At 63.8% G+C, this 13,053-nt stretch carries 12 protein-coding genes; 6 read left to right on the top strand and 6 right to left on the bottom strand.

Annotated elements, in window-relative coordinates:
• Window positions 1-43 precede the first annotated feature (43 nt).
• From ACM9LZ_RS12635 to ACM9LZ_RS12625, 3 genes are all read right to left on the bottom strand, one after another.
• Window positions 44-1,333, bottom strand: coding sequence for an MgtC/SapB family protein (locus ACM9LZ_RS12635; protein ID WP_416619830.1), 1,290 nt, complete (start codon window positions 1,331-1,333; stop codon window positions 44-46).
• 349 nt (window positions 1,334-1,682) lie between these two features.
• Entirely contained in the window at window positions 1,683-2,021 is a 339-nt protein-coding gene (locus ACM9LZ_RS12630; protein ID WP_416619898.1) for a PilZ domain-containing protein, read from the bottom strand.
• 160 nt (window positions 2,022-2,181) lie between these two features.
• Window positions 2,182-5,403, bottom strand: coding sequence for a TonB-dependent receptor (locus tag ACM9LZ_RS12625; RefSeq protein WP_416619829.1), 3,222 nt, complete (start codon window positions 5,401-5,403; stop codon window positions 2,182-2,184).
• A 282-nt stretch (window positions 5,404-5,685) separates the two neighbouring features.
• Here ACM9LZ_RS12625 and ACM9LZ_RS12620 point away from each other — a divergent pair, with 282 nt between their 5' ends.
• Together ACM9LZ_RS12620 and ACM9LZ_RS12615 are read left to right on the top strand one after the other, a co-directional pair.
• Entirely contained in the window at window positions 5,686-7,656 is a 1,971-nt protein-coding gene (locus ACM9LZ_RS12620; RefSeq protein ID WP_416619828.1) for a bifunctional 2',3'-cyclic-nucleotide 2'-phosphodiesterase/3'-nucleotidase, read from the top strand.
• On the top strand, window positions 7,653-8,195 hold the full coding sequence (locus ACM9LZ_RS12615) for a nucleoside 2-deoxyribosyltransferase (RefSeq protein ID WP_416619827.1): 543 nt from the start codon (window positions 7,653-7,655) through the stop codon (window positions 8,193-8,195). Before ACM9LZ_RS12620 ends, ACM9LZ_RS12615 begins: the two co-directional genes overlap by 4 nt.
• 120 nt (window positions 8,196-8,315) lie before the next feature.
• Here ACM9LZ_RS12615 and ACM9LZ_RS12610 read toward each other — a convergent pair whose 3' ends face one another.
• Window positions 8,316-8,543 carry a hypothetical protein gene (locus ACM9LZ_RS12610; protein ID WP_416619826.1) on the bottom strand — a complete coding sequence of 76 codons (228 nt, stop codon included), beginning with the start codon at window positions 8,541-8,543 and terminating at the stop codon, window positions 8,316-8,318.
• A gap of 347 nt (window positions 8,544-8,890) precedes the next feature.
• Between ACM9LZ_RS12610 and ACM9LZ_RS12605 the strand changes: the two genes are divergently transcribed.
• Window positions 8,891-9,508 carry a DedA family protein gene (locus ACM9LZ_RS12605; RefSeq protein ID WP_416619825.1) on the top strand — a complete coding sequence of 206 codons (618 nt, stop codon included), beginning with the start codon at window positions 8,891-8,893 and terminating at the stop codon, window positions 9,506-9,508.
• Between the two features lie 98 nt (window positions 9,509-9,606).
• Here the strand turns inward: ACM9LZ_RS12605 and ACM9LZ_RS12600 are convergent, their stop codons facing one another.
• Both ACM9LZ_RS12600 and ACM9LZ_RS12595 read right to left on the bottom strand, forming a co-directional pair.
• Window positions 9,607-9,816, bottom strand: a complete 210-nt coding sequence (locus tag ACM9LZ_RS12600; protein ID WP_416619824.1) for a hypothetical protein — start codon at window positions 9,814-9,816, stop codon at window positions 9,607-9,609.
• 166 nt (window positions 9,817-9,982) lie between these two features.
• A complete protein-coding gene (locus tag ACM9LZ_RS12595; RefSeq protein ID WP_416619823.1) occupies window positions 9,983-10,435 on the bottom strand; it encodes a MaoC family dehydratase in 453 nt (150 codons plus the stop codon).
• A 203-nt stretch (window positions 10,436-10,638) separates the two neighbouring features.
• Between ACM9LZ_RS12595 and bfr the strand changes: the two genes are divergently transcribed.
• The 3 genes from bfr to rfbC all read left to right on the top strand — a co-directional run bounded on the left by bfr (window position 10,639) and on the right by rfbC (window position 13,031).
• Entirely contained in the window at window positions 10,639-11,112 is a 474-nt protein-coding gene (bfr, locus tag ACM9LZ_RS12590; protein ID WP_416619822.1) for a bacterioferritin, read from the top strand.
• 133 nt (window positions 11,113-11,245) lie between these two features.
• A complete protein-coding gene (locus tag ACM9LZ_RS12585; protein ID WP_416619821.1) occupies window positions 11,246-12,253 on the top strand; it encodes a glycosyltransferase family 2 protein in 1,008 nt (335 codons plus the stop codon).
• Window positions 12,254-12,476: 223 nt separating this feature from the next.
• Window positions 12,477-13,031 (top strand): dTDP-4-dehydrorhamnose 3,5-epimerase, encoded by a 555-nt coding sequence (gene rfbC / locus ACM9LZ_RS12580; RefSeq protein ID WP_416619820.1) that lies wholly within the window; start codon window positions 12,477-12,479, stop codon window positions 13,029-13,031.
• Window positions 13,032-13,053 lie beyond the last annotated feature (22 nt).

The following is a 13,053-nucleotide window of genomic DNA, read 5'->3' as shown; positions in this document are numbered from 1 at the left end:
TTGGGGGACAGCATCCTGGAAAGGCCCGCTCCGGCGGGCCTTTCTACACCAGCCAGAAAAGGCCACCACCGGCCAGTACGGCCAGCAGGCTGGGCCCCCCGGCCAACAGGCCCAGCCGCGTACCGCCGACGGACCCCGCCATCACGGCCTTGGTGATGGTGTTGACCCCCATGGCCAGCAGGATCGCCATGATGGCCAATGACACGCCCTCCGGCTGGCCACCGCGGCGTGCCATGGTGATGGTGATGGCATCGACATCGGCGATGCCCGATATGGCCGCGGCCAGCAGCAGGCCTGTATCCCCCACGAAGCGCTGGATCAGTTCCGCGCCCAGCATCACCACGGCGATGAAGGCCGCCAGTTTCAGCGCCGTGCCCAGTTCCAGCGGGTTCGACAGGGAAAGCGCCGGCGCCTTGTCCTCCCCTTCCACCTGTTTCTCCGCCTTGCCCTTCCCCAACCGGTCGCGCAGCAGCAGGAAGGCGGTTGCCGCGCCCAGGACGGCCAGGCCGCCCGCGGCCGGAACAGCCAGCGGCATGACCAGGGCGCGGTTCAGCAGCCCTACGACCAGCAGGACCCGCACCAGCATCACCATGCCGGCCACCAGCACGCCCGCCGCCAGCAGGGGGGCCGCCTTCTCCTGCGTCTTGGCCAGACGGGCCAGCGTCAGGGTCGTCGCGGTGGAGGAGGCAAGTCCCCCGGCCATGGCAGCCACCAGGATACCGCGCTTTTCCCCCAGCAGCTTCACCGCCACGTAGCCACCAAAGGAAATCGCCGCAATCAGCACGGCCAGCAGCCAGATCTCCGACGGGTTCAGCACGCCCCAGGGATCGACAGGCTCGTGCGGCAGGATGGGCAGGGCCAGGAAGCTCATGGTCGCCAGGATCAGGACGGCCCGGATCTCCATCCACTGCAATTGCCGCAGCCATTGATGCAGGGTCTGACGCAGGGCCAGCAGCACCGTGGCCGCGACCCCCACCGCGACAGCCACCCGCAATTCACCGCTGACGGCATAGGCCCCGACCAGGAAGACCAGCAGGCCGGCCACCACGCCCGTGACGGAATTTCGCCCTTCCGCCCGCGATTCCAGAAGATGAAAGGCCGTGAAGGCGATGGAGAAGGCCAGAAAGGCCAGGCCCAGGAACAGCAGATTGTCGAAGCCGATGGCCAGCAGACCCGTGACACCGCCCAGCAGGCCGACCAGCGCGAAGGTGCGCAGCCCCGCTGCCCGATGCCCGTCCGGCATCTCCCGCGCCTGCCAGCCCCGTTCCAATCCCACCAGCAGGCCGACCGCCAGGGAGACGGCCAGCCGCATCAACAGATCCAGTTCGTCCACCGCAGCCTACCTGTTCCACCCCGTCCGACGCGGGCTGAAGGATGCGATGGCCCCACGGCCGGATGCAAGCCGATCAAGCGGATTAGCACGCCATACGGCGGATCGGAAAATCTGCCTATGCCACGGGGCGATGAGTGGAACTCATCACAACTTATACCAACTTGCGATGAGTAGAACTCATCGCAAGTTGGTTCGGCGGCGACCGCCACAGCACCGCTCGTGCGGCGCGCCCGAGCCAACGAATGTTGGCGCTGGCGATTGAGGGTGGTGATCAGAACCTATAGGTTCTGATCACCACAAAATAGTCCTATACCGGATCCCGGTGAGAGCAACTCACCGGGATCCGGTATTAGGCCCGTGCCAGGGAATGGTTGAAAAGTTCCAGCAAAAGGGGGAAGGCGGCCAGCCGGTCCACGAGCATGACACCCAGTGCCGCGCCCGGCCCTTCGTCGATGTAGCGGACGATGACGGGCAGCCGGGCCCAGCTATGCCCATCGGGTCGCAGGATGGTGATATCGACGCGCTGTCCAATGAGGAAGCCATCGTCGCCATCCTCCGTCCGCACGCGCAAACCCCCGAAGGACCAGTCCAATAATCGCGCGGGTCGCCCGGCCACCATCAGGTAAATGGGTTCCGTGGGAATGCGGGGATGTGTCCGACGTTCTGCCGGGCTGGTCGATATAGCCATCATGATGAACAATTTATCAACAAGCCGCCCACCGGATAAGTGCCCATAGGGAATAGATCGGGAAGCCGCAGCCCCTTCCGCAACATGCGGGCAAAGAAAAAGGAGCGACCCGGAGGCCGCCCCTTTCCCATGAGCTTCAAGTTTCCGATCCGTCGCCCGATCAGAACTCGTAACGCACGCCAACCTGGATCTGCCAGACAGAGGATTTGGCGTTGGCATTGATCGACGGCTCGCGCAGCGGGCCGGTGTAGGTGTACTTGCCATCGGCACCGACCGACGGGGTCAGGACCGGCGAGACACCGGGGAAGCCCACCTGCTCCAGACGGCCCCACTTGCTGTTGATCAGGTTGCCGACATTGCGGATGTCCAGCGTGACCGCGGCCTTGTGGCCCTCGAAGAAGGCCGGGACCTGCTGCTTCATGGCCAGATCGATCTGGTGGACCCACGGGCTGCGGTGCGAGTTACGCGGCACGATCTGGCCACGATACTTCTCCAGGCCGTTGCGGGCGATAAAGTCGTTCAGGGCCTCGCAGGTCAGGCCACCGGCGAAATTCACCTCCGCGCAGCTTCCCGGGACGTAGAAGAGCTGACGGTTGCGGCTGTTCTGGCGCGGATCGTTGAAGTTGGGTCCACCACCGAAGAAGGTGTAGCTGTAGGGACGACCCGTGCGCGACTCGCCGACCACACTGATTGTGGACAGCAGGTCGGTGAACCATTCCTTCTCCCACGTGGCCGCATAGACGATGCGGTGCTTGATCTCGTAGTTGGAGGTGGAAAGTTCCGGATCGTTCATGTCGCTGACGGCGACATTGTCCCAGTTCGACAGCGCGGTGGAGCTGGTGGCCGGGTTGACTTCCTTGGCATCCTGATAGGTGTAGCCGACGAAAGTGGTCACGTCGCCATAGTCGGTGTCCCACCGCTTGTCCAGCATGGTGGAGATGGACAGGCGGCTGCCCTTGCCGGTGGAGTCCAGGATCAGGTCGTTACCCGACGGCGCGCCCGTCATCAGCACGTAACGCGGACGGCCATCCGGCAGCGTGCCGTTCTGGACATAGCGGCCGTTGCGCCACAGGGCGGCGTCACGGGTCTTGGCATACTGGCCGCTGGCGGTCAGGCGCCAATCATCGCCGAAGCCCGGAATGTCGAAACGGTGTTCGACGGTCAGGGCGAACTGCCACTCCGAGGGGATCTCGAAGCCCGGAGCAATCGCGTTCACGTCGCCCTGCCCGGAAAGCTGACCCTGGCGGGCCAACAGCTCGGCCGGCAGGTTACCCGTCACATTGTCCAGCACCGCCGAACCCAGCGTGGTGGAAGCGGGGACGCCCGGGCTCAGGGTGAAGGTGCCGTTGGCATTGCGCGTGACGGACTGGTTGGACGTCAGCACGCCGGTGTTGGAGAAGCTGTTGGACACCCAGACGTTGGGCGAACCGCCGCCGAAGATGCCAGCACCGCCCGACAGGGTGGTATCGTCATTGACCTGATACTTGAAGCCGACGCGCGGCGACCACAGGTCCAGCCCGTCCAGCGTCCGGGTATTGTCATAGCCGTAGCGGTTCGTGAAGACCTGGTTCAAGGCCGGCTTGTCGCTGGATTCCCACCAGTCGTAGCGCAGGCCATAGGTCAGCTCGAAGTCCGGGGTAATGTCCCACTTGTCTTCCAGATACAGCGAATTCGTCTTGTAGCCGAAGGTGGCCGCCGCATCGTCGGCATTGTTCGACAGCGCGTTGTTGTAGCGGAACGACGCGGCGCGGCGCGCCTCGAAATCGGCAATGCTGTCGAAGGCATAGAAGCCGCGGCTGGTCGACACGAACAGGTTGAAGATGTCCAGCTCTTCACGCTCGTAACCGAAGGTCAGCGTGTGGTCGCCCCACAGATACTCACCCTTGGCCTTGTAGGTGTTCAGATCGTTGGTGAGCGCGTTGGCGTGGCGGAACTCGTCGGGACCGATATTGATGACGGTGCCGGCAGCCGTCTTGATTTCCATTTCGGGGAAATCGACGCCGCGCAGCGAATTCTGGCCCGTGACCACTTCCTTGCGGCCGAACTTCAGCTCGGTTGAGAAATTGTCCGTCCAGTCCGAATAGAGCTGGGCGGTGTACTGGTCCATGGTCACCGAACGGTCATAAAGATGACCCAGGGTGGCGATGGTGCGGCCGGACACGCTGTTGCCGGTGTCGGAGGTCTGGTTGCCCTTGGTACGCTGGTAGCTCACCGTGGCGCGGTGGCCCTCGGCAATGTTCCAGTCGATGCGGGCCAGGATCTTCTCATCCTTTTCCGGCAGCGTGGCGCCCAGGGCGCCGGCATCGTAATTGTAGACACGCTGCGCGATCCCAAGCACCTGGTCATATTCGGCCTGGGTCACACCGGGGATCTTGATGGGGGCGGCGCCGTCCGACGGGCCGTATTCCTGCGGCGTCTGGGCGTCCAGCTTCTCGTAGGAGCCGAAGAAGAACAGCTTGTCCTTCACGATCGGACCACCCAGCGTGCCGCCGTAGGTCTTTTCCTTGAAGTTGAAGGTGTAGCGGTTGCTCTTGCTCTTGTCGCCCGTCAGATCGCTGTCGGTATAGTAATAGAAGGCCGAGCCATGGAAATCGTTCGTGCCCGACTTGGTCACGATGTTCACCAGACCGCCCTGGAAGCCGCTATATTCGACATCGAACGGGTTGGTCACGACCGATAGCTGCTCGATCGCATCCAGGGAGATGGGGGCGCGCTGCGTCGGATAACCGTTGTTGTTCAGGCCGAAATCATCGCTCTGACGAACACCGTCAACCGAGATCTGGTTGAAACGGGTATTGGCGCCGCCGATGGAGATGGCATCCAGGTTCGTGGCATCCAGCGAGACACGCGGATCGAGGCGCAGCGTCGACTTCAAGTCGCGGTTGACGGTCGGCGCGTTGCGGATCTGGTCCTCACTGAAGGAACGGCCATTGCCGACCACGGCGGTGCCGACCCGATCGCCGGTCACGACGATCTCTTCGATGCTGTCGCTGCCCGTCAGCGCCAGATTGAGCTGGAACGGCTCGCCCAGGCTGATGAACACGCCTTCGATGACCTGCGGCGGCACGCCTTCGGCGTTGAAGCGGACATTGTACGGGCCGCCGACGCGCAGACCCGCGGCGTTGAAGCGGCCCTCGGCGTTCACCGTCGCCGTGGAGCGCGTGCCCGACGGAACGTGCGTGATCTCAACGACGGCACCGGCGGCCGGCAGGCCCTCGGCGGTGGTCACGTAACCCGACATCGACGAAGTGGTCTGCTGCGCAACGGCGGGGATCGCCCATGCGGAAGCGATGGCCAGCGCGGTGACACCCGCGCCGAATTTCAATGAAGAGGTGTGGCGACGGAACACAGCCGCCACCTTCTTGTTGTTTACGATGGTCATATGTAGAGCCCCCAATAAGCCGGACCAGTTCGCGCGGACAACACCAGATGCCCGTGTCGGTTATGTAAGGAATAAATTACAGTTCCATGACACGCACCCGTCGGGCTATGCCTTCGGCGGGTTGAACGGCTATATCTCGGCCAGCGTATCATTAGCGCCACAGTTTCGCGGTGCAGCATGCCATCAAGAGGGGACACAGGTTTCAATCCTGAAAGAATATTAACCCTCTGTGCTGCACCGCACCCGCCATACACGACCATGCCTTCTGGGGGAGCTTCGCCCGTGATTCGTATCCTGCGTTCCGCCTTCCTGTCATCCACCCTGTTCATCGCCATGACGGGCGCGGCCGCCGCCCAGAAGGTGGAACTGCAAGTCCTGGCAACCACCGACTTGCATATGTACTTGGAAGATTACGATTATTACGCCGACAAGCCGGACGAGAGTGTCGGGCTGGTCCGCGTGGCGCCGTTGATCCGGGCGGCACGCGCCGCCAACCCCAACAGCCTGCTGGTGGATAATGGCGACCTGATCCAGGGCACGCCCATGGGCGACTGGGTGGTGCGTGAGCGCGGCGTCGCGGCGGATCAGCCCGCGCACCCGGCCACGGCCGCCCTGAACCTGCTGGGCTATGATGCCGCCGTGCTGGGCAACCACGAATTCAATTACGGGCTGGAAACGCTGCACAATGTCTATGCCGGGGCGCGGTTCCCCGTGCTGGCCGGCAATGTGTTCAAGGTAGATGGGGACCAGGACCCCGACAATGACCCCACCCTCTATCCCGCCTATGTCATCCAGGAACGCGATCTGGTGGATGACAAGGGTGCCCGACAGAAGGTCAAGGTCGGCATCCTGGGGCTGCTGACGCCGCAGATCATGGTCTGGGACCGCGACAAGCTGGAAGGCCGCGTCACCACGCGCGACATCGTGGACATGGCCACTCTATATGTGCCGCGCATGAAGGCGGATGGGGCGGACATCGTGCTGGTCCTGTCACATGCCGGCATGTCCTATACCCCGCGCCAGGGGGGGGAGGAGAATGCCTCCAACTATCTGACCGCCATCGACGGCGTGGATGCCGTCGTGACGGGCCACAGCCATCGCGTCTTTCCCAGCCGCGACTATGAAGGGTTGCCCGGTGTCGACCTGAAGAAGGGCACCGTGAATGGCAAGCCCGTCGTCATGGCCGGTTCCTATGGCAGCCATCTGGGCGTCATCCGCCTGACACTGGAGAAGGATGGCCGGGGCTGGCGTGTCGCCGACGGCAGCAGCAGCGTGCAGCCGATCCAGCCGCGCCAGGGCGACCGCACGGCCGCCGCCGCTCCGGCTCCCGACGGGGAAGTGCAGGCCCTGCTGGAAGCCAGCCACCTGGGCACCCTGGAATATGTGCGCCGCGCCGTGGGCCGGTCCACAGGCCGCATCCACAGCTATTTCTCCTTCCTGGGCGATTCGGCGGGGGTGCAGCTTGTGGCCGAAGCGCAGCGCGCCTATGTGGCCAAGGCGCTGGCGGGCACCGAACATGCCAGCCTGCCCATCCTGTCGGCGGCGGCCCCCTTCAAATCCGGCGGCCGGCCCGGCGTCGGATTCTATACCGACATTCCGGCCGGCGACGTCGCCATCCGCAATGTCGCCGACCTTTACCTCTATCCCAACCAGATCGCCGCCGTGCGGCTGACGGGCGCCCAGGTGCGCGACTGGCTGGAAATGTCCAGCCGGGCGCTGATGGTCATCGATCCGAATGCAAAGGTGGCGCAGCCGCTGGTCAATACCCGGGTGCCTGCCTATGTCTTCGACATCATCGACGGCGTGACCTATGCGATTGACATCACCCAGCCCGAACGGTTCGACCGCGAAGGCAAGCTGGTGAATGACAAGGCCCATCGGATCAGGGATCTGGCTTTCCAGGGCCGCCCCATCGACGACAAGCAGGAATTCATCGTCGTCACGAACAATTACCGCGCCAATGGCGGCGGCAGCTTCCCCTGGCTGGATGGCAGCACCGTCATCTATCAGTCGCCCGACACGGTGCAGCAGGCCATCATCGATTACATCCGCGCCAAGGGTGTGGTGGAGCCGTCGACCAACGGCACCTTCCGGCTGGCCCCGCTGCCGCCCACGCTCATGCTCACCTATCAAAGCTCGCCGCTGGCCCGCGAACTGCTGCGCGAACAGCCGGCCCTGACCTATCAGGGTCCGGGAGAGGATGGGTTCGCTCTTTACAAGATCGATCCGGTGAAGCTGGGAGGCGGCAAGTGACACAAGGCCCCCGCCCCCGGCTCTATCTGGCCGGACCGGATGTCTTCCTGCCTGATCCCATGGCGGCCGCGGCCGCCATGAAGTCGATCTGCGAGGGGTTGGACCTGGAAGGCGTCTTTCCCACCGACAATGCGTTGAGCCCGATGGCCGGGGAAGGCGGCGCCGCCTTCGCGGCCCGCATCCGCGCCGCAAATCTGGCACTGATCCACGCCGCCGACGGGGTGATCGCCAACTGCATGCCCTTCCGCGGGCCGTCGGTCGATGATGGCACAGCTTATGAGATGGGCTTCGCCGCCGCCCTCGGCAAACCGGTCTTCCCCTGGTCCGGGGACATCCGCCCCCTGCTCCAGCGTACCCAGGCACGGCAATATCTGGCGCATGACGGCCGGGTGTGGCGCGATGCCGACCAGATGGAGGTGGAGGAGTTCGACCTGCCCGTCAACCTGATGCTGGTCGATCCCGCCACGGGCCCCGTCGCGCCCAGCTTCACCGAGGCTGCACGGTCCGCCGCGCGCTGGTTCCGGTCTGCGGCGAATTGACGCCGGCTTCCTGGCGGAACCACCTCCCCCCGGCATCAAATGCCGGGGGGGTACATGCAAAAAGGCCGGGCGGACATGCCAGCCGCACGGCCTCAACCGTCAGAAATGTAAATGGAAACCTCAGGCCGCGTGCTGGCTCGGCCCCAGGCGGCGAAAGCGCGTGGCATCCAGCACCACCTCCAGTGCCAGGGAGAGGCGGTCGCTGTTGCGGCCATTGACGAGAAACTCCACATGCACCGGACGGGCGGCGTGCTGGTGGACGGCATGGACCAGCAACCGCCGGCGCGGCGACTTGACTTCTTCCAGCCATTCGCCCGGCTTGGGGGCTTCCGCTGAACGTCTGGACATCACCATTGCCTCAATCTCCTGAACGGCCCGCCCCTGTTTCCAGGTGAAACGGGCCAGAAACCCGACCTTCCCGCTGCCCGCACCGTCCACATTCCGCTGTTGCGACAGGGTGCTTGTGCTGCTGGTCCGGCAAGGAACCTAATGTTGCGGCATGATACCGCAAATTTGTTCAAAAGGAATAGACCATCTGGCGTAATCCCGCTTCGTCGCCATGCGATCGCATGCATGTTTCCACCCGGCCGTCAGCGCAGTCCGGCCTGATCCCGCCTTTGCCATGGCGGGACGGGCTTCGATGCGCTACAGGTTCGGCATGCAAATGACTGCCGTTGGACCTGGAAATCTGATCGATGTTCGATAATCTGTTGGGGCTGGTGGAGCAGATGGGCTATTTCGGCCTTCTGCTGCTGATGTTCCTGGAAAATGTCTTTCCGCCCATCCCGTCCGAATTGATCATGCCGCTGGGCGGGTTCCTGGCGGCCCAGGGCAAGATGGATCCGTTCCTGGTGGTGCTGGTCGGCACGGCCGGGTCCGTGCTGGGTGGACTGCCCTGGTATTATCTGGGCCGCTTTTTCGGCCATGACCGGCTGATCGCCCTGTCGGAACGGTTCGGCTTCATCATGACGATGGACCCGCCCGATGTGGAAAAGGCGTTCAGCTGGTTCTCCCGCCATGGGGCCAAGGCCGTGCTGTTCGGCCGGCTCATCCCTGCCATCCGCACACTGATCTCTGTGCCGGCCGGCATGGCCGCCATGGGCATGCCGAAATTCCTGCTGTTGACGACCCTGGGTTCACTGGTCTGGACATCGATCCTGACGGGTGCCGGCTATGCCCTGGAAAGTCAGTATGAGGTCGTGGAATCCTATGTCGATCCCGTGTCGAAGATCGTGGTCTATGGCGTGATCACCGTCTATTTCGGCCGCCTGGGCTGGCGCCTGCTGCGCGGACGCAGGACCGGCAACCGCTGAGCCGGCATCCGGTGATCGGTGTTGCGGTCACCGGACACCCCGCGCGATGACACGCCCCATGACGCGCCCGGCGCCGGGATGGCGGCGGGTCATCCGCATCAGCGCACGCGGCGGAAACGATGGATATCGGCCAGGGCGAAGATCGACAGGCTGATGCGGTGGACAGGGTTGCCGTTGATGGCCAGTTCCACGTTCGGCGCCTTGACGCCGGGCTTGGCATGAACGGCCATGATCTGCAGGCGCCGGCGGGGCGGCACCAGTTCCTCCACCCATTCGCCTGGAGAAAAATCAATCATTTCACGCGCCATGATGGCTCCCACTGAACCCGACGTTGCGAGGATATGCCATGTCCCGCGCCGTTGGGAAGCGGCAACAATGCCGGTCTCAAATGCCGGGGAGTATTGGACAGGGGATACCCCTGTCCTTTCCCGCTCTTTGTTCGAGGGCGGCGAATAAACCGCTGCCCGTTACACCTCATGACCGCGTGCGCACCATGCCGATCGACTGGACGGACAAGACGACTTCGTCCTTCTGGTTGAGAAGTTCTGTATGTTGCCTGATCGTTCCCATCTCCGGGCGCGAGCGGGAACGCTTCACTTCCAGAACAGTTACACGGGCGCGCAAACGGTCACCGGGCCGCACAGGCTTCAGCCAGCGCAATTCATCCAGCCCCGGCGAGCCCAGCGACGTTTCCGGTGACAGCATGTTGTCCACCAGCATGCGCATCATGAAACCGGCCGTCTGCCAGCCGCTGGCGACCAGACCGCCGAAATGCGTCTGGCGTCCGGCCTCGTCGTCCAGGTGAAAGGGCTGCGGGTCGTATTCGCGGGCGAAGCTGACGATCTCCTCCGCCGTCACCAGCCGGTCACCGAATTCCAAGACGAGACCGGGGGTGAAATCCTCCAGGTAACGGACGGGACGGGTCATCGCATATTTCTCCCAAGATCGTTCGCAAAGGGCTGGCACGCGACTGCTTATCAGTCACATTTCCCTTCAATTGCAATACGTTATCACAAGACAACAGGTTTCAGGCGTGGCAGTATCACCCTTGGAATTTCCACCTTGAACCACTCCCGGCCGACCTCTTCGGCCGTCCGTTCATCCTTACAGGCAACGCAGCGAAGGCTACCATGCAAGGCGACACCACCGTCATCCGCCATCTCAACACCATCCTGGTAAACGAGCTGACGGCCATCAACCAGTATTTCCTGCACGCCCGCATGCTGAAGAACTGGGGTTTCCTGCGCCTGGGCAAGAAGGTGTATGAGGAGTCGATCGGGGAGATGAAGCATGCCGACCTGCTGATCGAGCGTGTGCTCTTCCTGGAAGGGCTGCCGAACCTGCAGGACCTGCACAAGCTGATGATCGGCGAGGATGTACCCGAATGCTTCAAGGGCGACCTGTCGATCGAAACGCGCAACCGAACCGAACTGCTCGAAGCCATGCAATATTGCGAGTCGGTCCGCGACTATCAGTCCAAGGAAATCTTCCGCCGCATCCTGGAGGATACCGAGGAGCATATCGACTGGCTGGAAACCCAGCTGGGCCTGATCGACAAGGTCGGCATCCAGAATTACCTGCAGGAGCAGATGGGGCCGGAATAAGCGGCGGCGGCCGACGGCCGATCCCGATGACCCCAAATTGCCATGGCCATGCGGCCATCGGATGCGGATAGTATGGCGGCGCCGATCCCCCGCGGTCGGCGCCGTTTCTTTTACGCAGCCGGTTGCCCGCTCCATGTCCCTGCCCGCCCCGCCCGCCGATCCCGTGACCTGGATCATCATCCTGAACTGGCATGGGGCGGACGATACGATCGCCTGCATCGACGGGGTTCGTGCCCTGACCGGGGGGCGCTGGCGGCTGGCCGTCTGCGACAACGCCTCCACCGATGACAGTCTGGAACGGCTGGAAGCAGCCCTGCGGCAACGGTTCGGCGACGGGCTGGGCATTATCGACCAATCATCCGTCGACCAGCCATCCAGGGACGAGGCGGTGCCGGACCGCGATGTCTGGCTGGTGCGCAATACGGCCAACCACGGCTATGCCGGCGGCAACAATGTCGGCCTGCGGCTGGCCTTGCGCGACCCGGAGATGGGTTTCGCCTGGGTGCTGAACAACGATACGGTTCCCGAATCGGGGGCGCTGGCAGCATTGCTGGCACATGCCGCGGCCCATCCGCGTCAGGGGATCATCGGGTCCACCCTGCTCTATGCCGACCGCCCCGGCGTGATCCAGGGCGCCGGCGGCGCCTGCTACAACCGCTGGACGGGGCTGGTGCGCCATCTGGGCCTGAACGAGCCGCGTAGTACCGCGAAAGACTATGCCGGCACCCGGTTCGATTATGTGATCGGCGCGGCCATGTTCATCCGCCGGGCCTGGCTGGAACAGGTGGGGCTGATGGACCCGGGCTTCTTCCTCTATTTCGAGGAGATCGATTATTGCCGGCGCGGGCGGCATCTGTTCGACCTGGGCTATGCACCGGACAGCATCGTCCTGCACAAGGAGGGCGGCACCACGGGCGGTCATCGCCATGAGATCAGCCTGTTGGCCGATTTCTACAATCTCCGCAATCGCCTGCGTGTTACCTGGCGCCATTTTCCCTATGCCATGCCCACCATCCTGGCCGGGCTGGCCGTGACGGCCCTGAACCGGCTGCGCCGGGGACAGGCGGACCGGCTGCCCATGATCTGGCGCATCCTGTGGAATTTCCGCCATATCCGGTACGAGGATGTAAGGCGGGCATGAGCAGGGCCGCCATTGCCTGTGCAGCATGAAACGTGCATAAGGGCAAAGGCCGCCGCCCCCCTGCTGGCGGCTGGCGGAACCCTGCCCGGGGCGAGGGGCGGGGTTTTGGACAATCACAGCCAGGGTGCCCGGAACGGCCATCATTCCGTTGCCGCCACTCTGGCCCATCAAGAAGGAAAACGGACGTGCCCTTCCGCTTCTCCCGTTCGCCGGACACCGCCCGATGCAAGTGACCCGTTTCGATATCCAGGGCCCCGTCCTGCTGACCCCGGCGCGCTTCGGCGACCATCGCGGCTTCTTCAGCGAGACCTACAGCCGCCGCCGCTTCGCCGAGGCAACCGGCGAGGATGTCGAGTTCGTGCAGGACAACCATTCCCTGTCGCGGGATGCCGGGACGCTGCGCGGGCTGCATTTCCAGCGCCATCCCACGGCACAGGGCAAGCTAGTCCGCGTCGTGCGCGGTGCCCTTCTGGACGTGGCCGTCGACCTGCGCCACGGTTCCGCCACCTTCGGCCGGCATGTCAGGGCGGAGCTGACGGCCGATAACGGCGCGCAGCTCTGGGTGCCCGTGGGCTTCGCCCATGGCTTCTGCACCCTGGTGCCCGATACGGAGGTTGTCTACAAGGTGACCAGCTATTACAGCCCCGCCGACGATGGCGGCGTGATCTGGAACGATGCCGATATCGGCATCGAATGGCCGTTCCCCGCAGACAAGCTGGTCCTGTCCGACAAGGACACCAGGCTGCCGCGACTGGCCGACCTGCCGCCCCTTTTCTGATCAAGATCTTAGAGCTTGCGAG

Source organism: Niveispirillum fermenti, assembly GCF_048066175.1.
Lineage (GTDB): Bacteria > Pseudomonadota > Alphaproteobacteria > Azospirillales > Azospirillaceae > Niveispirillum > Niveispirillum fermenti.
The sequence above is the reverse complement of the archived record's forward strand: the minus strand, read 5'-3'. Positions and strand labels throughout refer to the sequence as shown.

Coding starts and splice junctions, on each gene's coding strand:
- ACM9LZ_RS12630 (WP_416619898.1), bottom strand. CDS start 2,021: ATGGCTATATCGACCAGCCCGGCAGAACGTCGGACACATCCCCGCATT.
- ACM9LZ_RS12625 (WP_416619829.1), bottom strand. CDS start 5,403: ATGACCATCGTAAACAACAAGAAGGTGGCGGCTGTGTTCCGTCGCCAC.
- ACM9LZ_RS12610 (WP_416619826.1), bottom strand. CDS start 8,543: ATGTCCAGACGTTCAGCGGAAGCCCCCAAGCCGGGCGAATGGCTGGAA.
- ACM9LZ_RS12605 (WP_416619825.1), top strand. CDS start 8,891: ATGTTCGATAATCTGTTGGGGCTGGTGGAGCAGATGGGCTATTTCGGC.
- ACM9LZ_RS12600 (WP_416619824.1), bottom strand. CDS start 9,816: ATGGCGCGTGAAATGATTGATTTTTCTCCAGGCGAATGGGTGGAGGAA.
- ACM9LZ_RS12595 (WP_416619823.1), bottom strand. CDS start 10,435: ATGACCCGTCCCGTCCGTTACCTGGAGGATTTCACCCCCGGTCTCGTC.
- bfr (WP_416619822.1), top strand. CDS start 10,639: ATGCAAGGCGACACCACCGTCATCCGCCATCTCAACACCATCCTGGTA.
- ACM9LZ_RS12585 (WP_416619821.1), top strand. CDS start 11,246: ATGTCCCTGCCCGCCCCGCCCGCCGATCCCGTGACCTGGATCATCATC.
- rfbC (WP_416619820.1), top strand. CDS start 12,477: ATGCAAGTGACCCGTTTCGATATCCAGGGCCCCGTCCTGCTGACCCCG.